Below are 19,073 nucleotides of genomic sequence, written 5' to 3' on the forward strand. Positions count from 1 at the left end.
AGTCAGTCGTTCGGTTCGTCGGCGTTCTTGAAGACACGCGGCGTCTGCGCCCGGTGAAAACCGTCGAAGGGCCGCACCGCCACGCGCTGCTGCGTCTCTTTGTCCGGCAGTGCCATCGGCCAGCCCATGCGCACCTGCGGCCGCGCGCCATCCACGCGAAGCACGCTGCCGCTGATGAAGCTGGCGGCGGGGCTTAACAAAAAGGCGATGGCGGCGGAGGTCTCGGCCTCGTTCCCGAAGCGGCCCGCAGGCACCGTGCCGCGCATCGCGCGCAGCATGTCGCCTGCTTCGGGCGGGTAGTGGTCCATGCCGCTCGATGCGATGTAGCCCGGCGCCACGGCATTCACGCGCACGCCGCTCGCGGCCCATTCGAGCGCGGCGGTCTCGGTAAAGCTCACCATGCCCGCGCGCGCCGCGCCGCTGTGGCCCATGCTGGGCATCGAGCCCCACATGTCGGCCACGATGTTGACGATGGCGCCGCCATGCGCCTGCATGCTCTGCAGAAAGCATTCGCGTGCCACGAGAAAACCGCCCGTGAGATTGGTATGGATCACCGCCTCCCATCCCTTGGTCGAAATGGCCGCGAGTGGCGTGATGTACTGGCCGCCCGCGTTGTTCACCAGCCCGTCGATGCGTCCGTGCGCGGCCACGATCGCAGCCACCGCGCTGCGCACGGCCTCTTCCTGCCGGATGTCGAAGGGCTGCGTGCTCGCCTTGCCGCCGTCATCGATGATTTCGGCCCGCACCGACTCGAGCTTCTCTGCATTGCGGCCGACCAGCACCACCTGAGCGCCGAGCGAAGCGAGTTCATGCGCCGTGCAGCGCCCGATGCCGGAGCCGCCGCCGGTGACGACGATCACCTGGCCGGCAAAAACGCCGGGCGAAAAAACGGAGCGGTACCGGGAGGGCGAGTTCATCGGACGGCTTTCAACAAAATCTGCGCAGAAGCAGCGTTGTCAGGCATCGGCTATTTCCGCCACCACATGGCGCGCGGCCACCTGTGCGCCGACGGCCACATGCAGCGCGGCCAGCCGACCGGCACGCGGCGCGCAGTGCACATGTTCCATCTTCATGGCCTCGAGCGTGACGAGCGGCTGGCCGGCGGCCACGGTGTCGCCCTCCGCCGCCAGCAGCGCGATGACGCGGCCGTTCATCGAGGCGCGCAGCAGCCCGTCGGCGGCAGCAACACCCTCGCGCGCGACAGCGACATGGGTGAGGTTGTCGAGCTGAAACGGCCGCCCGCGAAAGTGAAAGAAGAGGCGGCCCGCCGGTCCGTGCGCCACCACCGCTTGCTCGGCCAACCCGTTGCAACAGAAGCGCACATGCCCTTCGCCAGGCAGCGCAAGCAAGTCGATCCGTACGGGCGCCTGGTCGCCGATGCAAATGTCGAAGCGGGCTGCGCCAAGAGGCTGCACGCGCGCCTGGCAGTTCATTCCGTCGAGCGCGAAGCGCAATGCATTCGGCAACCGGTGGGCGAGCGGCGAGGGCCAGCCGTGCTCTCCGAGCTGGAGCAACAGCGCAGCGAGCAACGTGGCGCGCGCTTCGGCCGCGTCGTAGGGTGCGAGCAAGCCGTCGAGCTGTTCGGCGATGAATGCGGTGGTCGCCGCACCGCTTTCGAACACCGGATGCGCCAGTGCGCGCTGCAGCAGCTGCTGGTTCGTGGCAAGGCCCAGTGCCACCGTGTCTTGCAGGCCCGCCAATAGCCGTTGCCGGACTTCGTCGCGCGTGCGGCCGTGTGCCACGAGCTTGGCGATCATCGAGTCGTAGTACGGCGGCACCGCAGCGCCGTCGCGCAGCGCGTGTTCGGTGCGCAAAGTTGGCGATGGCCGCCACGCGGCGAGCGTGCCGCTTTGCGGCAGAAAGCCTTGCCGCGGATCTTCGGCGCACAGGCGCACTTCGATCGCGTGGCCGCTCATGCGCACATCCTGTTGCGCAAGTGGTAGCGGTTCCCCGGCCGCGATGCGCAACTGCAGCTCGACCAGGTCGAGCCCCGTCACCGCTTCGGTCACCGGATGCTCCACCTGCAGCCGCGTGTTCATTTCCATGAACCAGTAGCGGCCGTCGGCATCGAGCAAGAACTCGAGCGTGCCCGCACCTTCATAGCCGATGGCCTTTGCGGCGGCGACCGCCGTTGCGCCCATGCGTTCGCGCAACGCTGCGGAAACGGCCGGCGAGGGCGACTCTTCGATCACCTTCTGGTGCCGCCGCTGCACCGAGCAGTCGCGCTCGCCCAGGTGAATGGCGTTGCCGTGCCGGTCGGCGAACACCTGGATCTCGATGTGGCGCGGCGCCACGATGGCGCGCTCCAGGATCACGGCCGCATCGCCGAAGGCATTGAGCGCTTCCGATTGCGCGCTCTGCAGCAGTTCGGCGAAGGCCGCGGCCGATGGCACCAGGCGCATGCCGCGTCCGCCGCCGCCGGCCGTTGCCTTGATCATCACGGGCCAGCCGATGCGCGCGGCTTCGGCGGCGAGCGTGGACTGGCTCTGGTCTTCCCCTTGGTAGCCCGGAATACACGGCACGCCGGCCGCCTGCATCAGCCGCTTCGCGCCGGCCTTGTCGCCCATTGCGCGAATGGCTTCGGGCGAGGGGCCGATGAAGACGAGGCCCGCATCGCGGCAGGCCTGTGCGAACGCCGCGTTCTCGGCGAGAAAGCCGTAGCCCGGATGCACCGCTTGCGCGCCGCTCGCACGCGCGGCATCGACGATGGCTGCAATGTTCAGGTAGCTCTGCGCGGGCAGCGATTCGCCGATCAACACCGACTGGTCGGCCTGGCGCACATGCTCCGCATCGGCGTCGGCCGTCGAATACACGGCCACCGTGCGGCAGCCCATGGCACGCGCGGTGCGCATCACGCGGGTCGCGATCTCGCCGCGGTTGGCTACCAGAATCTTGCTGAAGCTCATGGCCGCGCCACCGAGAACTGCATGGCCTGCGGCATGCGCGTATCGGCATCGCGGCAGACGGAGAGCACTTCGGCCAGCACCGCCCGCGTGTCGCGCGGGTCGATCACGCCGTCGTCCAGCAGCAGCGCGCTGGTGGTGAACACGCTCATCTGCCGATCGAAGCGCTCGACGATCTGCTGCTGCATCGCATCGATCTTCGCGTGATCGACAGCACCTTTGCGCGCCATGCCCGCTTCCATCACGATGGCCATGGTTCTTGCCGCCTGCTCGCCGCCCATCACGGCAGTGCGCGCGTTCGGCCATGAAAAGCAGAAGCGCGGCGCGAAGCCGCGGCCGCACATGCCGTAGTTGCCCGCGCCGTAGGAGGCGCCGCAATGCAGCGTGATCTGCGGCACGGTGGCGCTGGTCACCGCCTGGATCATCTTGGCGCCGTGCTTGATGATGCCGGCCTCCTCATGCGCGCGGCCCACCATGTAGCCCGTGATGTTCTGCAGGTAGACGATGGGCGTGCGCGACTGGCAGCAGGCCTGGATGAAATGCGTGGCCTTGGTGGCGCCGTCGGAGTCGATGGGGCCGTTGTTGGTGACGATGCCCACGGCATGGCCTTCGAGCCGCATGTGGCCGCACACCGTGGCGCTGCCGTAGTGTTCGCTGAATTCGAGGAACTCGGAGCCGTCGGCAATGCGCGCAATCACCTCGCGCATGTCGACCGGCCGGCGCCCGTCGCCCGGCATGATGCCGAGCAGTTCTTCGGCTTCATAGAGCGGCGGCGCAAACTTGCGCGGGGCTTCGTCGCGGGTCCAGTCGATGCCGCCCAAGATGGAGCGGGCGATGCGAATGGCGTCGCGGTCGTCTTCCGCCAGGTAGTCGCCCAACCCCGAGATGTGCGTGTGCATCACGGCGCCGCCCAGCTCTTCCTCGGTGGCAATTTCGCCGGTGGCGGCGTTGAGCAGCGGCGGGCCGGCCAGGAACGCGCGGGTGCGGTCCCGCACCATCACGATGTAGTCTGAAAGGCCCGTCTGGTAGGCGCCGCCCGCGGTCGAGGAGCCGTGCGTCACCGTCACCACTGGCAGCCCGGCGGCCGAGAGCCGCGCCAGGTTGCGAAAGATGCCGCCGCCGCGCACGAAGTCCTGCACGCGGTATTGCATGAGATTGGCGCCCGCGCTTTCCACCAGCTGAACATAGGGCAGCTTGTTTTCGAGCGCGATCTCCTGCATGCGCAACTGCTTGTCCAAGCCCATCGGCTGCAGCGCGCCGGCGTCGATGCCGGAGTCGGAAGCGCTCACCATGCAGCGCACGCCGGCCACCCGCCCAATGCCCGCGATCACCCCGCCGCCGGGCACGCTCCTGCCGAGGTCCTGGTGGTCATGGCCCAGGCCGGCCAGCGAGGCCAGCGGCAGAAAGGGCGCGCCGGTGTCGAGCAGCAGCGCCAGGCGCTCGCGCGGCAGCAGCTGCCCGCGCCTGGCAAAGCGCTCGGCCGAGGCATTCGAGGCCGCCGCCGAGCGGGCCTCGTGCGACCGCACCTCGGCAAGCAGCGCGAGCATGCCGGCGCGATGGGCCTGGAAGGATTCGCTGGCCGCGTGCAGCCGGGATTCGATGGCGGGCATGAGGAGTCAGTGCAGATCGCTTTCGCTCTGCACTGACTCTAGGGCACCGATTCGCGCCCGGCTTGCGCCAATTAGCTGGTGCGGACCCGCCGCGCCGCAGCGGGGGCGTCCAGGCTGGTGCCCGTGATCACCCAGTAGATGAAGATCAGCACCGCGCCGGCCGTGCCGAACACCGACAAGCCCATGTAGTTGCCGCCGATGGCGAGCGCATCGGTCGGAGCGGCAGCAGTGCAGATCATGTTGGCGGCGCTCATGCCCACGTAATGCATGGTGCACACCGCCACGCCCATCACCGCGGCGGCGGCCACCTTGTGGCTCAGCCGGCGCAGGTTGAAGGCCAGCCACAGGGCCGCGCCCGCGGCGGTGATGGCAATGGCCACGGACAGGCCGACGATGTTGAGATCGAAATCCATCGAGGCGCGCATGTTCATGGCAAACATGCCCATGTAGTGCATCACGCACACCCCCAGGCCCGCCAACAGGCTGCCGGCCAGCCAGCCCGGCTTGCTGAATTTGCTTCGCCCGCCCGCCAGGTACAGCGCAATGCCGGAGATGAGGATGGCCGCCACCAGGGACACGACGGTCAGCGGCACGTTGTATGAAATGCCCACCGGCAGCCGGTAGGCCAGCATGCCGATGAAATGCATCGACCAGATGCCGATGCCGCCCAGCGCCACGGCGGCGCAAGCCACCACCGCCAGGTTCGGTTTACCGTCCGCCCCGACCATGCGCCCTGCGCAGATCAGCGCCACCAAAGAACCCGCGAACGAAATGAGGAACGAGAGCGCCACCAGGCCGAGCGAATACTCGGGCGATAGCAACTGGCCAACAACGAGGGGGGTCATGCTTTGTTCTCCTGGAAAAAAGAACGACTCACCGCCGTGGGATCGGGTGTGGAAAGGGTTGTAACGAGTCGTTCGCGGACGAGTTTGTAATAGTTGTTTTTAAAAGTAAACAGAATTTGGTGCGGTTTTGTTTACCTTCTCACACCTCATCGTTGAGGCCGAATCCGGTAGATCGCATTGTTCCGGTCGGCCGCCACGTAGATGCTTCCGTCACCGCCCACGGCAACGCCTGTCACCACATAAGGCGGCGGCAATCCGGGGCCCGCGGCCAGGCCGATCGGCAGGTTTTCCGCCACGGTGCGGCGCGAGCCGTTCGCAGGGTCGATTTCCACCAGCCGGCGCGCCGCGCTCTCGGCCACGATGAAGCTGCCCCAAGGCGTTTGCGCCAGGCCTTCAGGCAGCGCCAGTCCCTCGGCAATGGCACGGAGCGGTGCGCTCGCGTCGAGCGGAATGCGGGTCAGCTTGCCCGCCGCCTCGGTCACATAGAGTGCGCCGTCCTGGCCGATGATCATCTGCACCGGGCCGCTCAGCCCGCTAGCGAGCACTTGCTTGTCTGCAAACTTGGCACCGCGGGCGCGCGTGATGCTGCCGGTGGCGATCTCGGCATAGATCACGCTGCCGTCGGCCATGGGCAGGGCGTCGAAAGGCGCCTTCAATCCGTGAATGGTCTCGACGGTTCGCAGCGTCTGGCGGTCGACCAGCTGCACCGTGCCTGTGAACCACGAGGTCAGCGCAAACAGCTTGCCCGAGAGACCGATGGCGAAGGGATAGTCGAGGTCCGGATCGCGCTGCATGCGGAACACGTCGCGCACTTCGCCGGTACGCACATCCACCTGGCGAAAGCCGAACACATCGGCCACCCAGAGCGTGTGGCCTTCGATCTTGAGGCCCGCGGGTGCCGCGAGCTTGCCGCTGGTGAGCGTGCGCAGCGCACCGGTGGCGGGGTTGAAGGCCTGCACCTCGTTGTTGGCCATGTTCGAGATGTAGATGGTGCCATCGGGCGTGTCCCGCGCAATGGCCAGGTTGTCGAGCGACGGGCGCAGCTGCTTCGCGACGGTCTTGCGGCCGGTGGCCAGGTCCACGCGCACCAGCTCGCCGCTGCGCGCATCGACCACCCAGAGGTTGCCCTTGCCGTCCAGATTGGCCGCCGCGGGAATCTTGAAGCCATCGGCAATCACGGTCATCTGGCCGTTGGCCGGGTCGATCTTCACGACCTGGCCCTTGAACCACAGCGGCCCGTAGAGCATGCCGTCCGGGCCGACCTCGAAGCCGTTGAAGCCGCCCATGTCCTTCTTGATGAGCCGCGGCGGCTTCTGGCCTTCGCGGTCGATCTCCCAGAGCGCATCGCCCAGGAACACCTGCGAGGCATAAAGCTTGTTGTTGCGGCGGTCGAAGTCGAGCGAGTTGAGGCCGGGCAGGTCCTTGGCGAGCACGCGCATCGGTGCGCCGTCGCTCTCGCGGTAGCGCAGCATGCCCATGAGGTAGTTGGTCCAGGCCAGCTCGCCCTTGGGGCCGACCGCGATGTCGTCCGCCTGGCCCTCGGGCGCGTCGATCAGCACCTTGGCCGCGCCGGTGGTGCGGTCGACCTCCCACAGCGTGTTGCCGAGCACGGAGCCGGCAAGCAGCCGGCCCTTCTGGTCGATGGCCAAGCCGTGCACTCCCGAGAAGGAGGACGGCGGCACCAGCGCCTCGGGTGCGGCCCATGACGCGGGCCGGGTGGTGGGCGGCGGTGCGACAACGGTGCTGCAGGCGCCCAGCAGGGCGAGCGTGGCGGTCAGCGCGGCGGCAGCGCGCAACAGGCGACGGGGCATGCCTTCTCCTTCTTGTGGTTGCGCGCGCAGTCTAGAAGGAGGAGGGGGATGCGGCGCAGTCGCTACTGCGACATGTGCGGCAACATGCGGACTTTCTTCCGCTGTGGATTACCCGCGCAGCAGCTGCGTCGCGGTGTGTATCAACAGCCCCACCAGGCCGCCCACCAGCGTGCCGTTGATGCGGATGAACTGCAGGTCGCGGCCGATGTTGCGTTCGAGCTCCACGGTCATCTCCTCCGCATTCCATTCGGCGACCCGCTCTTCGATGTAGCGCCGGATGTCTTCGCGGTAGCGTTCGATGGCCAGCGGCGCGGCCGCCTCGATCTGCTCGTTGATCCAGCGGCGGATCGCTTCGTCGGCCTGCAGGCGCGCACCCAGCGCACCGGCCATCGACGCGATGCGGCGGCGGATCGTCGAATCGCCTCGGCCCAGGTCGTCATGCAGCCACGCGAGCAGCTCGCCCCACAACCCATGCAGGTAATCGCCCAGCGCGGGGTGGGCCATCAGCTCGGCGCGGATCTGTTCCCCGCGTTGCTGGAACTCGGGGTCGAGCTTCAACCGCACCACGAAGTCGTCGACAAAGTGATCAAAGCGCTTGCGCATCGGGTGGCCGGGTTCGGCCGCCAGCTCGGCAATGGTGCGCGCCACTGCTGCAACGATCTTGCGCGTGGCGAGCTTGGCCGCCACCTGGTCGAGCCCCACGTAGCGCAGCGTTTTTATCTCGCGCGCAATGGCTTCGGTGATGTGCGCCTGAACCTCTTCGCCTTCGAGCAGGCCGGCCACCTGCTGCAGCACATCGTCGAGCAGGGCCTGGTGGCGCCCGCCCGCGGTGAGTGCGTCCAGCGCCTGGCCGGTCAGGCGCGAGAGGTCGATCTTTTCCAGGCCCGCGGCTGCAGCACGGCCCATGAAGGCGCGAACCCGCTCGTCGTCGAATGCCGAGAGGCCGTAGCGCGTGGCGGCCACGCCCCATTCACCGAGCTTCTCGCCGCTCGCGGGGCGGGCCAGCCAGTCTGCAATTCGGCCGGCCGCGTCGAACGCCCGGAGCTTGGCCAGCACCTGCTCGGTGCCGAGAAAGTTGTTGCAGATGAAGCCGGCCAGCTTGGCGCCGATGCGGTCCTTGTTGCTCGGGATGATGGCCGTGTGCGGAATCGGCAAACCCAGCGGGTGGCGGAACAGTGCCACCACCGCGAACCAGTCGGCAATGGCGCCGACCATCGCCGCCTCTGCAAAGGCGGCCACGTAGCCCCAGGCCGCGTGCTCGTCGTGCAGCGCGCTGGCCAGCGCATACAGCAGCGCCGCGGCGCACAGCAGGCCGAGCGCGACGCGCTTCATCCGTTGCAGCGCGTCGCTGCCGTGGTGGTCTTCAGCCAATGGTCGGCGTGGCCGCAAGGCGTTCCATGAACAGTTCGCAGCGCGCCAGCTGCTCCAGGCTCACGAACTCGTCGGGTTGGTGCGCCTGGTTGATGCTGCCCGGGCCGCACACCACGGTGGGGATTCCGGCGTTCTTGAAAAGGCCCGCTTCGGTGCCGAAGGCCACCAGCGTGGTGCGATCTTCGCCCGCGAGGCGCTGGGCCAGCAGCGTGATCGGGTCGTCGGCCGCGCCAAGGAAGCTCGGGATCTCGCAGATCGTTTCGAACCTGAAGCCCGCATCCGGCGCCACCTTCTTCATCGCGGGCTCGATGCTCGCGGCATAGGCCAGCACGTCGGCCTGCATGCGCTTTGCATCGGCGGTGGGAAGGTCGCGGAATTCATAGCGGAACTCGGCGTCGCGCGGCACCACGTTGTCGGCAATGCCGCCGTGGAACTGGCCCACGCTCGCGGTGCTGAAGGGCACGTCGAAGCCTTCGTAGCGCGGCTCGCTGCGCTCGAAGCCCTCGGCCATGTCGCGCACCTTGCCGACCACGCGCGCCGCCATCTCGATGGCGTTGACCGAATGCGGCGTGAGCGACGAGTGCGCCTCCTTGCCGCGCACGCAGCACTTGTAGCGGTACACGCCCTTGTGCGCGATGGCCGGCACCATGCTGGTGGGCTCGCCCACGATGCAGGCCAGCGGCTTGATGTTGGCGTCGCGCATGTCGGCAATCAGTTCCTTCACGCCGAAGCAGCCGATTTCTTCTTCATAGCTGAAGGCGAAGTGCACCGCGTAAGGCGAGTCGCTTTCCAGGAAGCGCTTGGCGTTGGCAAGGGCGATGGCGATGAAGCTCTTCATGTCCGCCGAGCCGCGGCCGTAGAGGCGCTCGTTCTGCACCACGGCGGAGAGCGGGTCGACGCTCCATTCCTGCCCGTCCCAGGGCACCGTGTCGGTGTGGCCCGAAACGATGACGCCGGCCGGCTTGCCTTCGCCGAGGGTGGCGAACAGGTTGGCCTTGGTGCGTTCGGCGTTGTAGGTGATGCGGCTTTTGACGCCCAGCGCGGCCAGGTGGCTCTGTGCGAGGTCGATCAGTTCGAGGTTGCTGTTCGCGCTGATGGTGTTCATGCGCACGAGCGCCTGGGCCAGGGCGAGGCTTTGAGGGGAAAGCGTATGGAGCATGCAACAGATTGTCCAAGAAGTCGGCCCCGCGCGCCGCGGGTGCCGCTGCTGTCATGCGAAGCGGGTACCCTGCGCCTCTTTTGGATGGAGAAAAAGACGATGCGCAACCTTCAGCTGGCTCTCTCTGCAACCGCTGCCCTCTGCCTTGCCGCCTGCGGTACCACCGGCCCCGGCGGTTCTCCCGGAAAGCTGCTGACGCTCGACGGCCAGCCGCCGCTGGTCATTGCGCACCGCGGTGCCTCGGGCTTGCTGCCGGAGCAGACGCTCGAGTCTTATGCGCGCGCCATCGAACTGGGCGCCGACGTGATCGAGATGGACTTGGTCTCCACCAAGGACGGCGTGCTCATTGCCCGCCACGACCCCAACCTGGCCATCAGCACCGACGTGGCCAAGCACCCGCGCTTCGCCTCGCGCAAGAAGACCATCAAGGTCGACGGCGAAACCCAGACCGGCTGGTTCAGCAACGACTTCACGCTGGCCGAGATCAAGACGCTGGGCGGTATTTCGACCGACGCCGAGCGGCCGCAGGAGTTCAATGGCAAGTTCAAGATTGCCACCTTCCAGGAGATCATCGACTTTGCCAAGGCCAAGTCGAAGGAAACCGGGCGCACCATCGCGATCTACCCCGAGACCAAGAACCCGACCTACTTCCGCGACCTGGGCCTGCCGATGGAAGACAAGGTCATTGCCGCCATCAACGCCGCCGGCTGGAACAGCAAGACCGCGCCCGTCTACGTGCAGTCGTTCGAGCCCGGCAGCCTCAAGTACATGAAGAGCAAGGGCCTGAACACCCGGCTCATCCAGTTGATCGACGGCGACGGCATCGACATGAAGACCGGTGCCATGACCTATGCCGTGCCGGTCGACCGCCCCTACGAATGGACCAAGGCCGGCGACAAGCGCAACTTCGACGTCATGGTCACGCCCGCGGGCCTCGCCGAAATCAAGACCTATGCCGACGGCATCGGCCCGTGGAAGCGCTACATCGTGAGCATCAAGGGCAGCATCGGCGCCGACGGCAAGCCGCTCGACGTCAACAAGGACGGCAAGATCAACGATGCCGATGCCACTTCGGTTTCGCCCACCACGCTGATCGCCGACGCGCACAAGGCCGGCCTGTTCGTGCACCCGTTCACCTTCCGCAACGAGTCGCGCCGCCTGGCCGCCGACTACAACAAGGACGGCAAGAACGAGTACGCCATCTATTACAAGCTCGGCGTGGACGGCGTGTTTACCGACTTCACCGACACGGCAATTGCCGCGAGGACCGACTACCTCAAGAGCATCGGCCGCTGAGTTTTTGCGGGGAACACCGCGGAACCGGCTTTGCCGGGCCGCTGGTGTTGCCCCCGGCGAGGGGGAGGGAGAAGCGACACGAAGTGCGCGAAGCCTGGGGGAGTGCGTAATTCGCCGGCACGGTCTTTGCGGTGGTGAGCCGCAAAGCCTAGACTGTGCCCCATGAAACTCATCGATTCGCTCGTCACGCAGGCGGCCGGCATCGCCGCCGTGCGGCGTGACCTCCACGCCCACCCCGAACTCTGCTTCGAAGAAGTCCGCACCGCCGATGTGGTGGCAGGCAAGCTCACTGAATGGGGCATTCCCATTCACCGCGGCCTGGGCACCACCGGCGTGGTGGGCATCGTCAAGAACGGCACCAGCAACCGCGCCGTCGGCCTGCGCGCCGACATGGACGCGCTGCCGGTGACCGAGCTCAACACCTTCGCCCATGCCAGCAAGCACCACGGCAAGATGCACGCCTGCGGGCACGACGGCCACACCGCCATGCTGCTGGCCGCGGCGCAGCACCTCGCGAAGCACCGCAACTTCGACGGCACGGTGTACCTGATCTTCCAGCCGGCCGAAGAGGGCGGCGGCGGCGCGCGCGAAATGATCAAGGAAGGGCTCTTCGAGCAGTTCCCCATGGACGCCGTGTTCGGCATGCACAACTGGCCCGGCATGAAGGCCGGCCAGTTCGCGGTGAGCCCCGGGCCGGTGATGGCGTCGGGCAACAAGTTCTATGTCAACGTGATCGGCAAGGGCGGCCATGCCGCGCTGCCGCAGACCGGCATCGACCCGGTGCCGATCGCCTGCGAGATCGTGCAGGCGTTCCAGACCATTCTCACGCGCAAGATGAAGCCGACCGATTCGGCCGTGATCTCGGTCACCACCATCCACGCGGGCGAAGCCAACAACGTGATTCCCGACAACTGCGAGTTGACGGGCACCGTGCGCACCTTCTCCATCGAGGTGCTCGACATGATCGAGGCGCGCATGAAGAAGATTGCCGAGAACATCTGCGCGGCGCACGACGCCACCTGCGACTTCCGCTTCGAGCGCTACTACCCGCCCACCATCAACACCGAGGCCGAGGCCCACTTTGCCCGCCGCGTGATGGGCGAGATCGTGGGCGCCGAGAACGTGCTGCGGCAGGAACCCGCCATGACCTCGGAAGACTTCGCCTTCATGCTGCAGGCCAAGCCGGGCGCCTATGCCTTCATCGGCAACGGCGACGGCTCGCACCGCGACGTGCACCACGGCGAAGGGCCGTGCACGCTGCACAACGCGAGCTACGACTTCAACGACGACCTCATTCCCCTGGGCGCCACCTGCTGGGTGCAACTGGCCGAGCAGTTCCTGAAGCCCGGAGGAAACGCATCTTGATCGGCATCGGGGAGGCGTTTTCGCCGCGCTACGCCCAGGCGCGCCAGAAATTCCTGCAGGCCTGCGTGAGCGCGGGCCTCACAGTCGAGCCGCATGCGCATCCGGCCAAGGGGCAGGACGGCGAAGAGCTTTCGATGGATGTGGCGCTCGATGGCGATGCCAACGCCGAGCGCCTGCTGATCGTTTCCAGCGCCTGCCATGGCGTGGAGGGCCATTGCGGCAGCGGCGTGCAGGTGTTTGCGCTGCACGACGCCGAGTGGCGCGAGAAGGCCAAGGCGCAGGGTGTTGCGGTGCTGTACGTGCATGCGCTCAACCCGCACGGCTTTTCGTGCGGGCGGCGTGTCACGCAAGAGAACGTCGACCTGAATCGCAACTTCGTCGATTTCTCGAAGCCGCTGCCGGTCAACCAGGCCTATGCCAAGCTGCATCCGCTGCTGTTGCCCGACGCCTGGCCGCCCACGCCCGAGAACCAGGCCGCGGTCGATCAGTGGATCGAAAAGCATGGTGTCGCTGCTTTCCAGGCGGCTGTCACCGGCGGGCAATACCAGTTCGACGACGGGCTGTTCTTTGGCGGCAAGGCGCAAACCTGGAGCAACAAGATGCTGCGCAATGTGCTGCGCCGCCATGCGGCCGGCACGCGCCGGCTGGGCTGGATCGACCTGCACACCGGGCTCGGGCCGAACGGCATCGGCGAACGCATCTTCGCGGGACGGGATGACAAGGCGGCCTACGCGCGCGCCAACGCCTGGTGGGGCGCGCCCGCGGCGCCGGTGACGTCGATCTACGACGGTTCGTCCACTTCGGCGCTGCTGAGCGGCCTCATCAGCGAAGCGGTGTACCAGGAATGCCCGCAGGCCGAATACACCGGCATTGCGCTCGAATACGGCACGCTGCCGATGCTCGACGTTCTGGGCGCCCTGCGCGCCGACCACTGGCTGCACAAGCACCCTGAAGCGCCGGCCGAGCTGGCCGACGGCATTCGGGCGCGAATGCGCGATGCCTTCTATACCGACACCGATGCGTGGCGCGGCCAGATCGTCAGCCAGGCCCGCCAGGCCATGTTCCAGGCCGTGGACGGCTTGAGCAGCTGACGCAAGAAGCAAGAAGTGGGGCGCGATGCCCCTGCGGTCAGGTCCTGATCTTGCCGTCGGCGGTGATCATCGACAGCTCGACGAACTTCGAGCCGACGTGGTTCTTGGGAGAGAACGACACCTCGAAGCCGCCGAACTGCTGGCGGTCGATGCTCTCCAGCCCCGCAATGAGGCCGTCGCGCGAGGCCTTGCCCGGCGCGCGACGCAGGCCCTCGGTCAGCACCTTGGCGGCAAGGTAGCCTTCCATGCTCGAGAAATTGGCGCTCGCCGCGGCACCGGCCTTCTTGACCGCGTCGCTGAATTCGCGCGTGATCGCGTTGGCGGGGTTGTAGGGCGAGGGCACCACCTGCGTCACCATCACGCCCGCGCCGCCCTTGCCCAGCTCGTCGGCCAGCGCCTGGGTACCCACGAACGACACATTGAAGAAGGTGCCGCCGTAGCCGGCCTTGCGGGCCTCGCGAATGAAAGCCGCACATGCCTTGTAGGCACCGACCTGAACCACCGCGTCGGGGCGCGCCGCCACGATGCTCTTCACGGCAGAGGCCACGTCGACCGAGTTGCGCTCCACCGTGGCCAGCGCCACCGGCTTGAGGTCCTGCTGCGAAAGCGCCAGGGTCACGCCGTCGAGACCGGCCTTGCCGTAGGCGTCGTTCTGATAGAAGACCGCGATCTTCTTCAGGTGCAGGTGCGTGAGCTGCTTCACGATGAGCGCGGTCTCGTCGTTGTACGAGGCGCGCAGGTGGAATACGTTCTTCTGGAACGGCTCGCGCAGCGACATGGCGCCGGTGAACGGCGCGATGAAGGGCACCTTGTCCTTCACCGCGAGCGGCAGCGCCGCCATGCTGGTGGGGGTGCCGATGTAGCCGAACAGCGCGAACACGTCTTCCTCGATCAGCTTCTGCGTGTTGGCCGCGCAGCGGTCGGGCTCGTAGCCGTCGTCCAGGTTCTTGATCACCACCTGGCGGCGGCCAGGCTGGGCGTTGTATTGGTCCAGGAACAGCTTGGCACCCTGGTGAAACTGAATGCCGAGCTGAGCGGCCGGGCCGGTGAAGGGGGCCGATTGACCCAGAACCAGCGGCGTGTCGCCTTGGGCCCTGGCCAGCTGGAAGCCACCCAGCGCCGCCGCGCCGGTGGCCAGTGAAAAATGTCTGCGATTCATCATGGTGAAAACCTCTTTTGCGCAATGCCGCGCACTACCTGGAAAACTTTAGACTTGCCGGATGGACGATGCCCCGGTCTCTACAACTGCTGTTCTCCCCACCGAAACTTCCACGGTCCTGGGCGCTTGCCCGCACGACTGTCCGGACACCTGCGCGCTGGTCACCACCGTCACAGACGGCGTGGCCGTAAAGCTGCAGGGCAATCCGGCCCATTCGCACACCGGCGGCGTCCTTTGCACCAAGGTTTCACGCTACATCGAGCGCAACAGCCATGCCGAGCGCCTCGTGCAGCCCATGAAACGCGTCGGTCCCAAAGGCAGCGGCCAGTTCGAACCCGTAAGCTGGGACGCCGCTCTTGACGACATCGCCGCGCATCTCCGTGCATTGCAGACAGATCCAGAAACAATTGTGCCTTATAGTTACGCAGGCACCATGGGTCTTGTGCAGGGCGAGTCCATGGACCGTCGTTTTTTCCACAAGCTGGGCGCGACGCTGCTGGACCGCACCATTTGCTCCATGGCCGGCGGCGAGGCCATGGTCTACACGCTGGGCGCCAAGATCGGCATGCGGATCGAGTTTTTCGCCGAGGCCAAGCTCATCCTGATCTGGGGCAGCAACTCCATTGCGAGCAACCTGCACTTCTGGCGCCACGCCCAGGCCGCCCGGCGCGCCGGGGCGCGGCTGGTGTGCATCGACCCACGAAAGACCGAAACCGCCGACAAGTGCGACGAGCACATCGCCCTGCTGCCCGGCACCGACGCGGCACTGGCCCTGGCGCTGATGCACGAACTCATCGTGCACGACTGGCTCGACCACGACTACATCGAAAACCACACGCTCGGCTGGGAGCAGTTGCGCGAGCGCGCCCTGCAATGGCCGCCGTCGCGCGCCGCCGCCGTGTGCGGCGTGCCCGAGGCGCAGATCGTGGCGCTGGCGCAGGCCTACGGCACCACCAAGCCGGCCGCCATTCGGCTGAACTACGGCATGCAGCGCGTGCGCGGCGGCGGCAACGCGGCGCGCGCCATTGCCTGCCTGCCCGCGCTGGTGGGCGCCTGGCGAGACCGCGCGGGCGGGCTTCTCTTGAGCAGTTCGGGCCACTTTCCGGCCGACCGCGCCGCGCTGCAGCGGTCCGACCTGCTTGCCGGGCGCCAGCCGCGCACCATCAACATGAGCACCATCGGCGACGCGCTGCTCGACCAGGCCAAGCCGGTGAAGGCCATCGTGGTCTACAACAGCAACCCGGTCGCGGTGGCGCCCGAGTCGGGCAAGGTGGTGGCGGGCTTTGCGCGCGAAGACCTCTTTACTGTGGTGCTGGAGCAGTTCCAGACCGACACCGCCGATTACGCCGACTACCTGCTGCCCGCCACCACCCAGCTCGAGCATTGGGACATCCACTGCAGCTATGGCCACACCGACGTGCTGCTGAACCGCCCCGCGGTCGCGCCGCGCGGCGAGGCGCGCAGCAACGCATGGATCTTCCGCGAACTGGCGCGCCGCATGGGCTTCGACGAGCCCTGCTTCTCCGAAGACGACGAGGCGCTGTGCCGCACCGCTTTTGCGCCCGGCGCCATCGACTACGAAGAGCTGCTCGCGCAAGGCTTCACCAGCCTGCCGCTGCCTGAGGCGCCTTTTGCAGACGGCAAGTTTCCGACGCCTTCGGGCCGCTGCGAATTCTTCAGCGCGCGCCTTCAGGCGCAGGGCATGGACGGGCTGCCTGACCATGTGCCCAACTACGAGCCGGCGGGCGGTTCGGCCGAATTTCCTCTCGCGATGATCTCGCCGCCGGCGCGCAATTTTCTCAATTCGACTTTCGTCAACGTGACGAGCCTGCGCGCCATCGAAGGCGAGCCGCTGCTCGAGATCCACGAGGCGGACGCCGCCGCGCGCGGCATCGAGAGCGGCGCCACGGTGCGCGTGTTCAACAGCCGCGGCGAGCACCGCTGCCGCGCCGAAGTCTCGCGCCGCGCGCGGCCCGGCGTGGTGCACGGCATGGGCATCTGGTGGCGCAAGCTCGGCATGGACGGCACCAACGTCAACCAGCTCACCAGCCAACGCCTGACCGACATCGGCCGCGGCCCGACTTTCTACGACTGCCTGGTCGAAGTGGAGCGCATTGCTCCCTCTCCCGCTGAGAGTGGGTTGGGGTGAGGGCTGCCCCCGCATTCGCGCTGGCCGGCGCGCTGCTGTTGCTCGGCGGCTGCGCCGACCTTGGCTACTACTGGCAATCGGCCAGCGGCCACATCGGCATCATGCGGGCCGCCAAGCCGGTGCCCGAGTGGCTGGCCGACCCGGCCGTTTCCGAGCCGCTGAAAGCCAAGCTCGAACTCGCGCAGCGCATCCGCCGCTTTGCCGTGACCGAACTGGCCCTGCCGGACAATCCCAGCTACAAGTCGTATGCCGACCTGCGCCGGCGCGCCGCGGTGTGGAACGTGGTGGCCGCCCCGCCGTATTCGCTCACGCTCAAGAACTGGTGCTTTCCGGTGGCCGGCTGCGTGGGGTATCGCGGCTACTACGACGAGGCCGCGGCCAAAGCCGAAGCCGAGGCGCAGAGCGCCAAGGGCCTGGAAACCGCCGTGTACCCGGTGCCGGCATATTCCACACTCGGCTGGATGAACTGGGCCGGCGGCGACCCGCTGCTTTCCACCTTCATCGGCTACCCCGAAGGCGAGCTGGCGCGCATCGTGTTCCACGAGCTCGCGCACCAGGTGCTCTACGTGCCGGGCGACACGGTCTTCAACGAGTCGTACGCCACGGCGGTGGAGCGCATCGGCGGCGCCCTGTGGCTGCAGCGCGAGGCCAGCGACGCGGCGCGAAGCGAATACGCGCGCTTCGATGCGCAGCGTCAGCAGTTCCGCGCGCTGGCCCTCAACACGCGCCGAGCGCTCAACCAGGTGTACGAATCCGCGCAGGCCAAGGCTGGCGACTGGACGGCAGTCGGCGCCATGAAAAAGGCGGCGATGGACGACTTTCGCGAGCGCTACGCCCGGCTGCGCGCAGAATGGCTGGGCCCGCGCCAAGGCGCCTACGACCTCTGGGTGGCTCGCGCCAACAACGCGACCTTTGCAGCCCAGGGTGCCTACGACGACCTGGTGCCCGGCTTCGAGGCGCTGTTCGAGCGCGAGGGCCGCAACTGGCCGCGCTTCTACAAGGAGGTGCGCCGCATTGCCGCGCTGCCGACGATGGAGGAGCGGCGCCACGCATTGCAAACGGCCACCGGCATCCTGCAGACGAACAATTCCATCCACAAGAATCAAGACAACCACGGAGATCACGGTGCCTGACATCCTTATCGAACGAAACCACGCGCTGGGCATTGCCGGCGCACGCGAAGTCGCACGCCAATGGATGCAACAAGTCGAACAGGATTACGGCCTGGAATGCACCTATACCGAGGGCGAGACCAGCGACGTTGCGCAGTTCAGCCGCGCCGGCATCGACGGCACCGTGGAGGTCACGGCCAACACGTTGACGCTGGAGGCCACGCTGGGGTTTCTGTTCAGCAGCTTCAGCGACCAGATCGAGCAGAAAATTGCGAAGAACCTCGACGCGCTGCTCGATGCGCCGGGCGGCAAAAGCCGCTTTGCCTGACGGCTCTTAGCCGCAGCGGCTTCAGACGATGGTGTAGCCGCCGTCCACCGGCAGCGCCGCACCGCTGATCATCGATGCGCCATCGGAGAGCAGAAACAAGATCGGCGCCACCACTTCATCGACCTGCGCAAACCGCCCCAGCGGAATATTCCTGAGCGCAGCCGCGCTCTTCGCAGGATCGGCCCAGGCCTGCTCGGCCATGGGCGTGAGCGTGACAGTCGGGTTCACGCTGTTCACGCGAATGCCGTGGGGCCCAAACTCAAGGCACAGCGAACGCGTGATCGCATCCATGGCGGCCTTCGATGCGCAATAGCAAAGATGCGCATCGAGCGCGACCAGCGAAGCCTGGCTCGACACATTGACGATGCTGCCGCGCACGCCGGCCGAGACCATCGCCTTGCCGCAGCGCGAGGCCACCAGCGCGGCGGCGCGCGCGTTGACGGCCATCACGGCATCGAAATTCTTGGGCTGGAAGTCGAACGCCGATTCGAGCAATGCGATACCGGCGCAGTTCACCACGAGATCGAAGGCTGGCAACGCTGCGAGTTCTCGTTCCAATGCGGCCGTATCTTCGACGTCGATCACCAGTGGGGTGCAACCGGCTTCTGTGTGCAGGGCATCGAGTGCCGAGGCATTGCGGCCCACGGCTGTTACCGATGCGCCTGATTGTGCGAGCCGTATGGCTGCTGCGCGGCCGATGCCGCTGCTGGCGCCGGTCACGAGGGCGCGTTTGGCGGAGAAGTCGAAGGAGGTTTTCATGATGGTTGTTTACTGTGGTGTGCGCTGGAATGCATTCGGGGCGTGTGCAAAGGCCACCGGGTACTCCCCTCCGCGAATGTCCCCCGGGGCTGCGCCCCTCCTCCTTTATTTCGCT

At 66.9% G+C, this 19,073-nt stretch carries 15 protein-coding genes; 6 read left to right on the forward strand and 9 right to left on the reverse strand.

Annotated features, from left to right (window positions below):
• Nucleotides 1–2: 2 nt before the first annotated feature.
• The 7 genes from V9K97_RS20685 to argE all read right to left on the reverse strand — a co-directional run bounded on the left by V9K97_RS20685 (nt 3) and on the right by argE (nt 9,699).
• Nucleotides 3–917, reverse strand: coding sequence for an SDR family oxidoreductase (locus V9K97_RS20685; RefSeq protein ID WP_337320321.1), 915 nt, complete (start codon nt 915–917; stop codon nt 3–5).
• Nucleotides 918–956: 39 nt separating this feature from the next.
• Entirely contained in the window at nt 957–2,906 is a 1,950-nt protein-coding gene (locus V9K97_RS20690) for an acetyl/propionyl/methylcrotonyl-CoA carboxylase subunit alpha (protein ID WP_337320323.1), read from the reverse strand.
• Entirely contained in the window at nt 2,903–4,513 is a 1,611-nt protein-coding gene (locus V9K97_RS20695; protein ID WP_337320324.1) for an acyl-CoA carboxylase subunit beta, read from the reverse strand. Before V9K97_RS20695 ends, V9K97_RS20690 begins: the two co-directional genes overlap by 4 nt.
• A gap of 71 nt (nt 4,514–4,584) precedes the next feature.
• Complete coding sequence (locus V9K97_RS20700) at nt 4,585–5,358, reverse strand: MHYT domain-containing protein (protein ID WP_258503542.1); 774 nt, start codon at nt 5,356–5,358, stop codon at nt 4,585–4,587.
• A gap of 146 nt (nt 5,359–5,504) precedes the next feature.
• Complete coding sequence (locus tag V9K97_RS20705; RefSeq protein WP_337320328.1) at nt 5,505–7,169, reverse strand: hypothetical protein; 1,665 nt, start codon at nt 7,167–7,169, stop codon at nt 5,505–5,507.
• A gap of 108 nt (nt 7,170–7,277) precedes the next feature.
• Complete coding sequence (locus V9K97_RS20710) at nt 7,278–8,540, reverse strand: DUF445 domain-containing protein (protein WP_337320330.1); 1,263 nt, start codon at nt 8,538–8,540, stop codon at nt 7,278–7,280.
• Nucleotides 8,533–9,699, reverse strand: a complete 1,167-nt coding sequence (argE, locus tag V9K97_RS20715; RefSeq protein ID WP_258503547.1) for an acetylornithine deacetylase — start codon at nt 9,697–9,699, stop codon at nt 8,533–8,535. The genes V9K97_RS20710 and argE overlap by 8 nt, the downstream gene beginning before the upstream one ends.
• A 99-nt stretch (nt 9,700–9,798) precedes the next feature.
• On the opposite strand from argE, the gene V9K97_RS20720 reads away from it, so the two are divergent.
• The 3 genes from V9K97_RS20720 (at nt 9,799) to V9K97_RS20730 (ending at nt 13,451) form a co-directional block, all read left to right on the forward strand.
• Complete coding sequence (locus tag V9K97_RS20720; RefSeq protein ID WP_337320333.1) at nt 9,799–10,995, forward strand: glycerophosphodiester phosphodiesterase; 1,197 nt, start codon at nt 9,799–9,801, stop codon at nt 10,993–10,995.
• Nucleotides 10,996–11,157: 162 nt separating this feature from the next.
• Complete coding sequence (locus V9K97_RS20725) at nt 11,158–12,360, forward strand: M20 aminoacylase family protein (protein ID WP_337320335.1); 1,203 nt, start codon at nt 11,158–11,160, stop codon at nt 12,358–12,360.
• A complete protein-coding gene (locus V9K97_RS20730) occupies nt 12,357–13,451 on the forward strand; it encodes a M14 family metallopeptidase (protein ID WP_337320337.1) in 1,095 nt (364 codons plus the stop codon). The genes V9K97_RS20725 and V9K97_RS20730 overlap by 4 nt, the downstream gene beginning before the upstream one ends.
• A 37-nt stretch (nt 13,452–13,488) precedes the next feature.
• On the opposite strand, the gene V9K97_RS20735 is transcribed toward V9K97_RS20730, so the two are convergent.
• Nucleotides 13,489–14,613 carry an ABC transporter substrate-binding protein gene (locus V9K97_RS20735; protein WP_337296554.1) on the reverse strand — a complete coding sequence of 375 codons (1,125 nt, stop codon included), beginning with the start codon at nt 14,611–14,613 and terminating at the stop codon, nt 13,489–13,491.
• Between the two features lie 58 nt (nt 14,614–14,671).
• Between V9K97_RS20735 and V9K97_RS20740 the strand changes: the two genes are divergently transcribed.
• Genes V9K97_RS20740 through V9K97_RS20750 form a run of 3 tightly spaced genes read left to right on the forward strand, consistent with a single transcriptional unit; the run spans nt 14,672 to nt 18,199 of the window.
• Nucleotides 14,672–16,759 carry a molybdopterin-containing oxidoreductase family protein gene (locus tag V9K97_RS20740; RefSeq protein WP_337320339.1) on the forward strand — a complete coding sequence of 696 codons (2,088 nt, stop codon included), beginning with the start codon at nt 14,672–14,674 and terminating at the stop codon, nt 16,757–16,759.
• Nucleotides 16,756–17,892 (forward strand): aminopeptidase, encoded by a 1,137-nt coding sequence (locus tag V9K97_RS20745; protein WP_337320341.1) that lies wholly within the window; start codon nt 16,756–16,758, stop codon nt 17,890–17,892. Before V9K97_RS20740 ends, V9K97_RS20745 begins: the two co-directional genes overlap by 4 nt.
• Nucleotides 17,885–18,199: a polyhydroxyalkanoic acid system family protein gene (locus V9K97_RS20750; RefSeq protein ID WP_337320343.1), complete on the forward strand. Its 315-nt coding sequence runs from the start codon at nt 17,885–17,887 to the stop codon at nt 18,197–18,199. Before V9K97_RS20745 ends, V9K97_RS20750 begins: the two co-directional genes overlap by 8 nt.
• A gap of 21 nt (nt 18,200–18,220) precedes the next feature.
• On the opposite strand, the gene V9K97_RS20755 is transcribed toward V9K97_RS20750, so the two are convergent.
• Nucleotides 18,221–18,958, reverse strand: coding sequence for an SDR family oxidoreductase (locus V9K97_RS20755; protein WP_337320345.1), 738 nt, complete (start codon nt 18,956–18,958; stop codon nt 18,221–18,223).
• Nucleotides 18,959–19,073: the final 115 nt, after the last annotated feature.

Source organism: Variovorax sp. CCNWLW186 (assembly GCF_037203865.1).
Taxonomy (GTDB): Bacteria; Pseudomonadota; Gammaproteobacteria; order Burkholderiales; family Burkholderiaceae_C; genus Variovorax.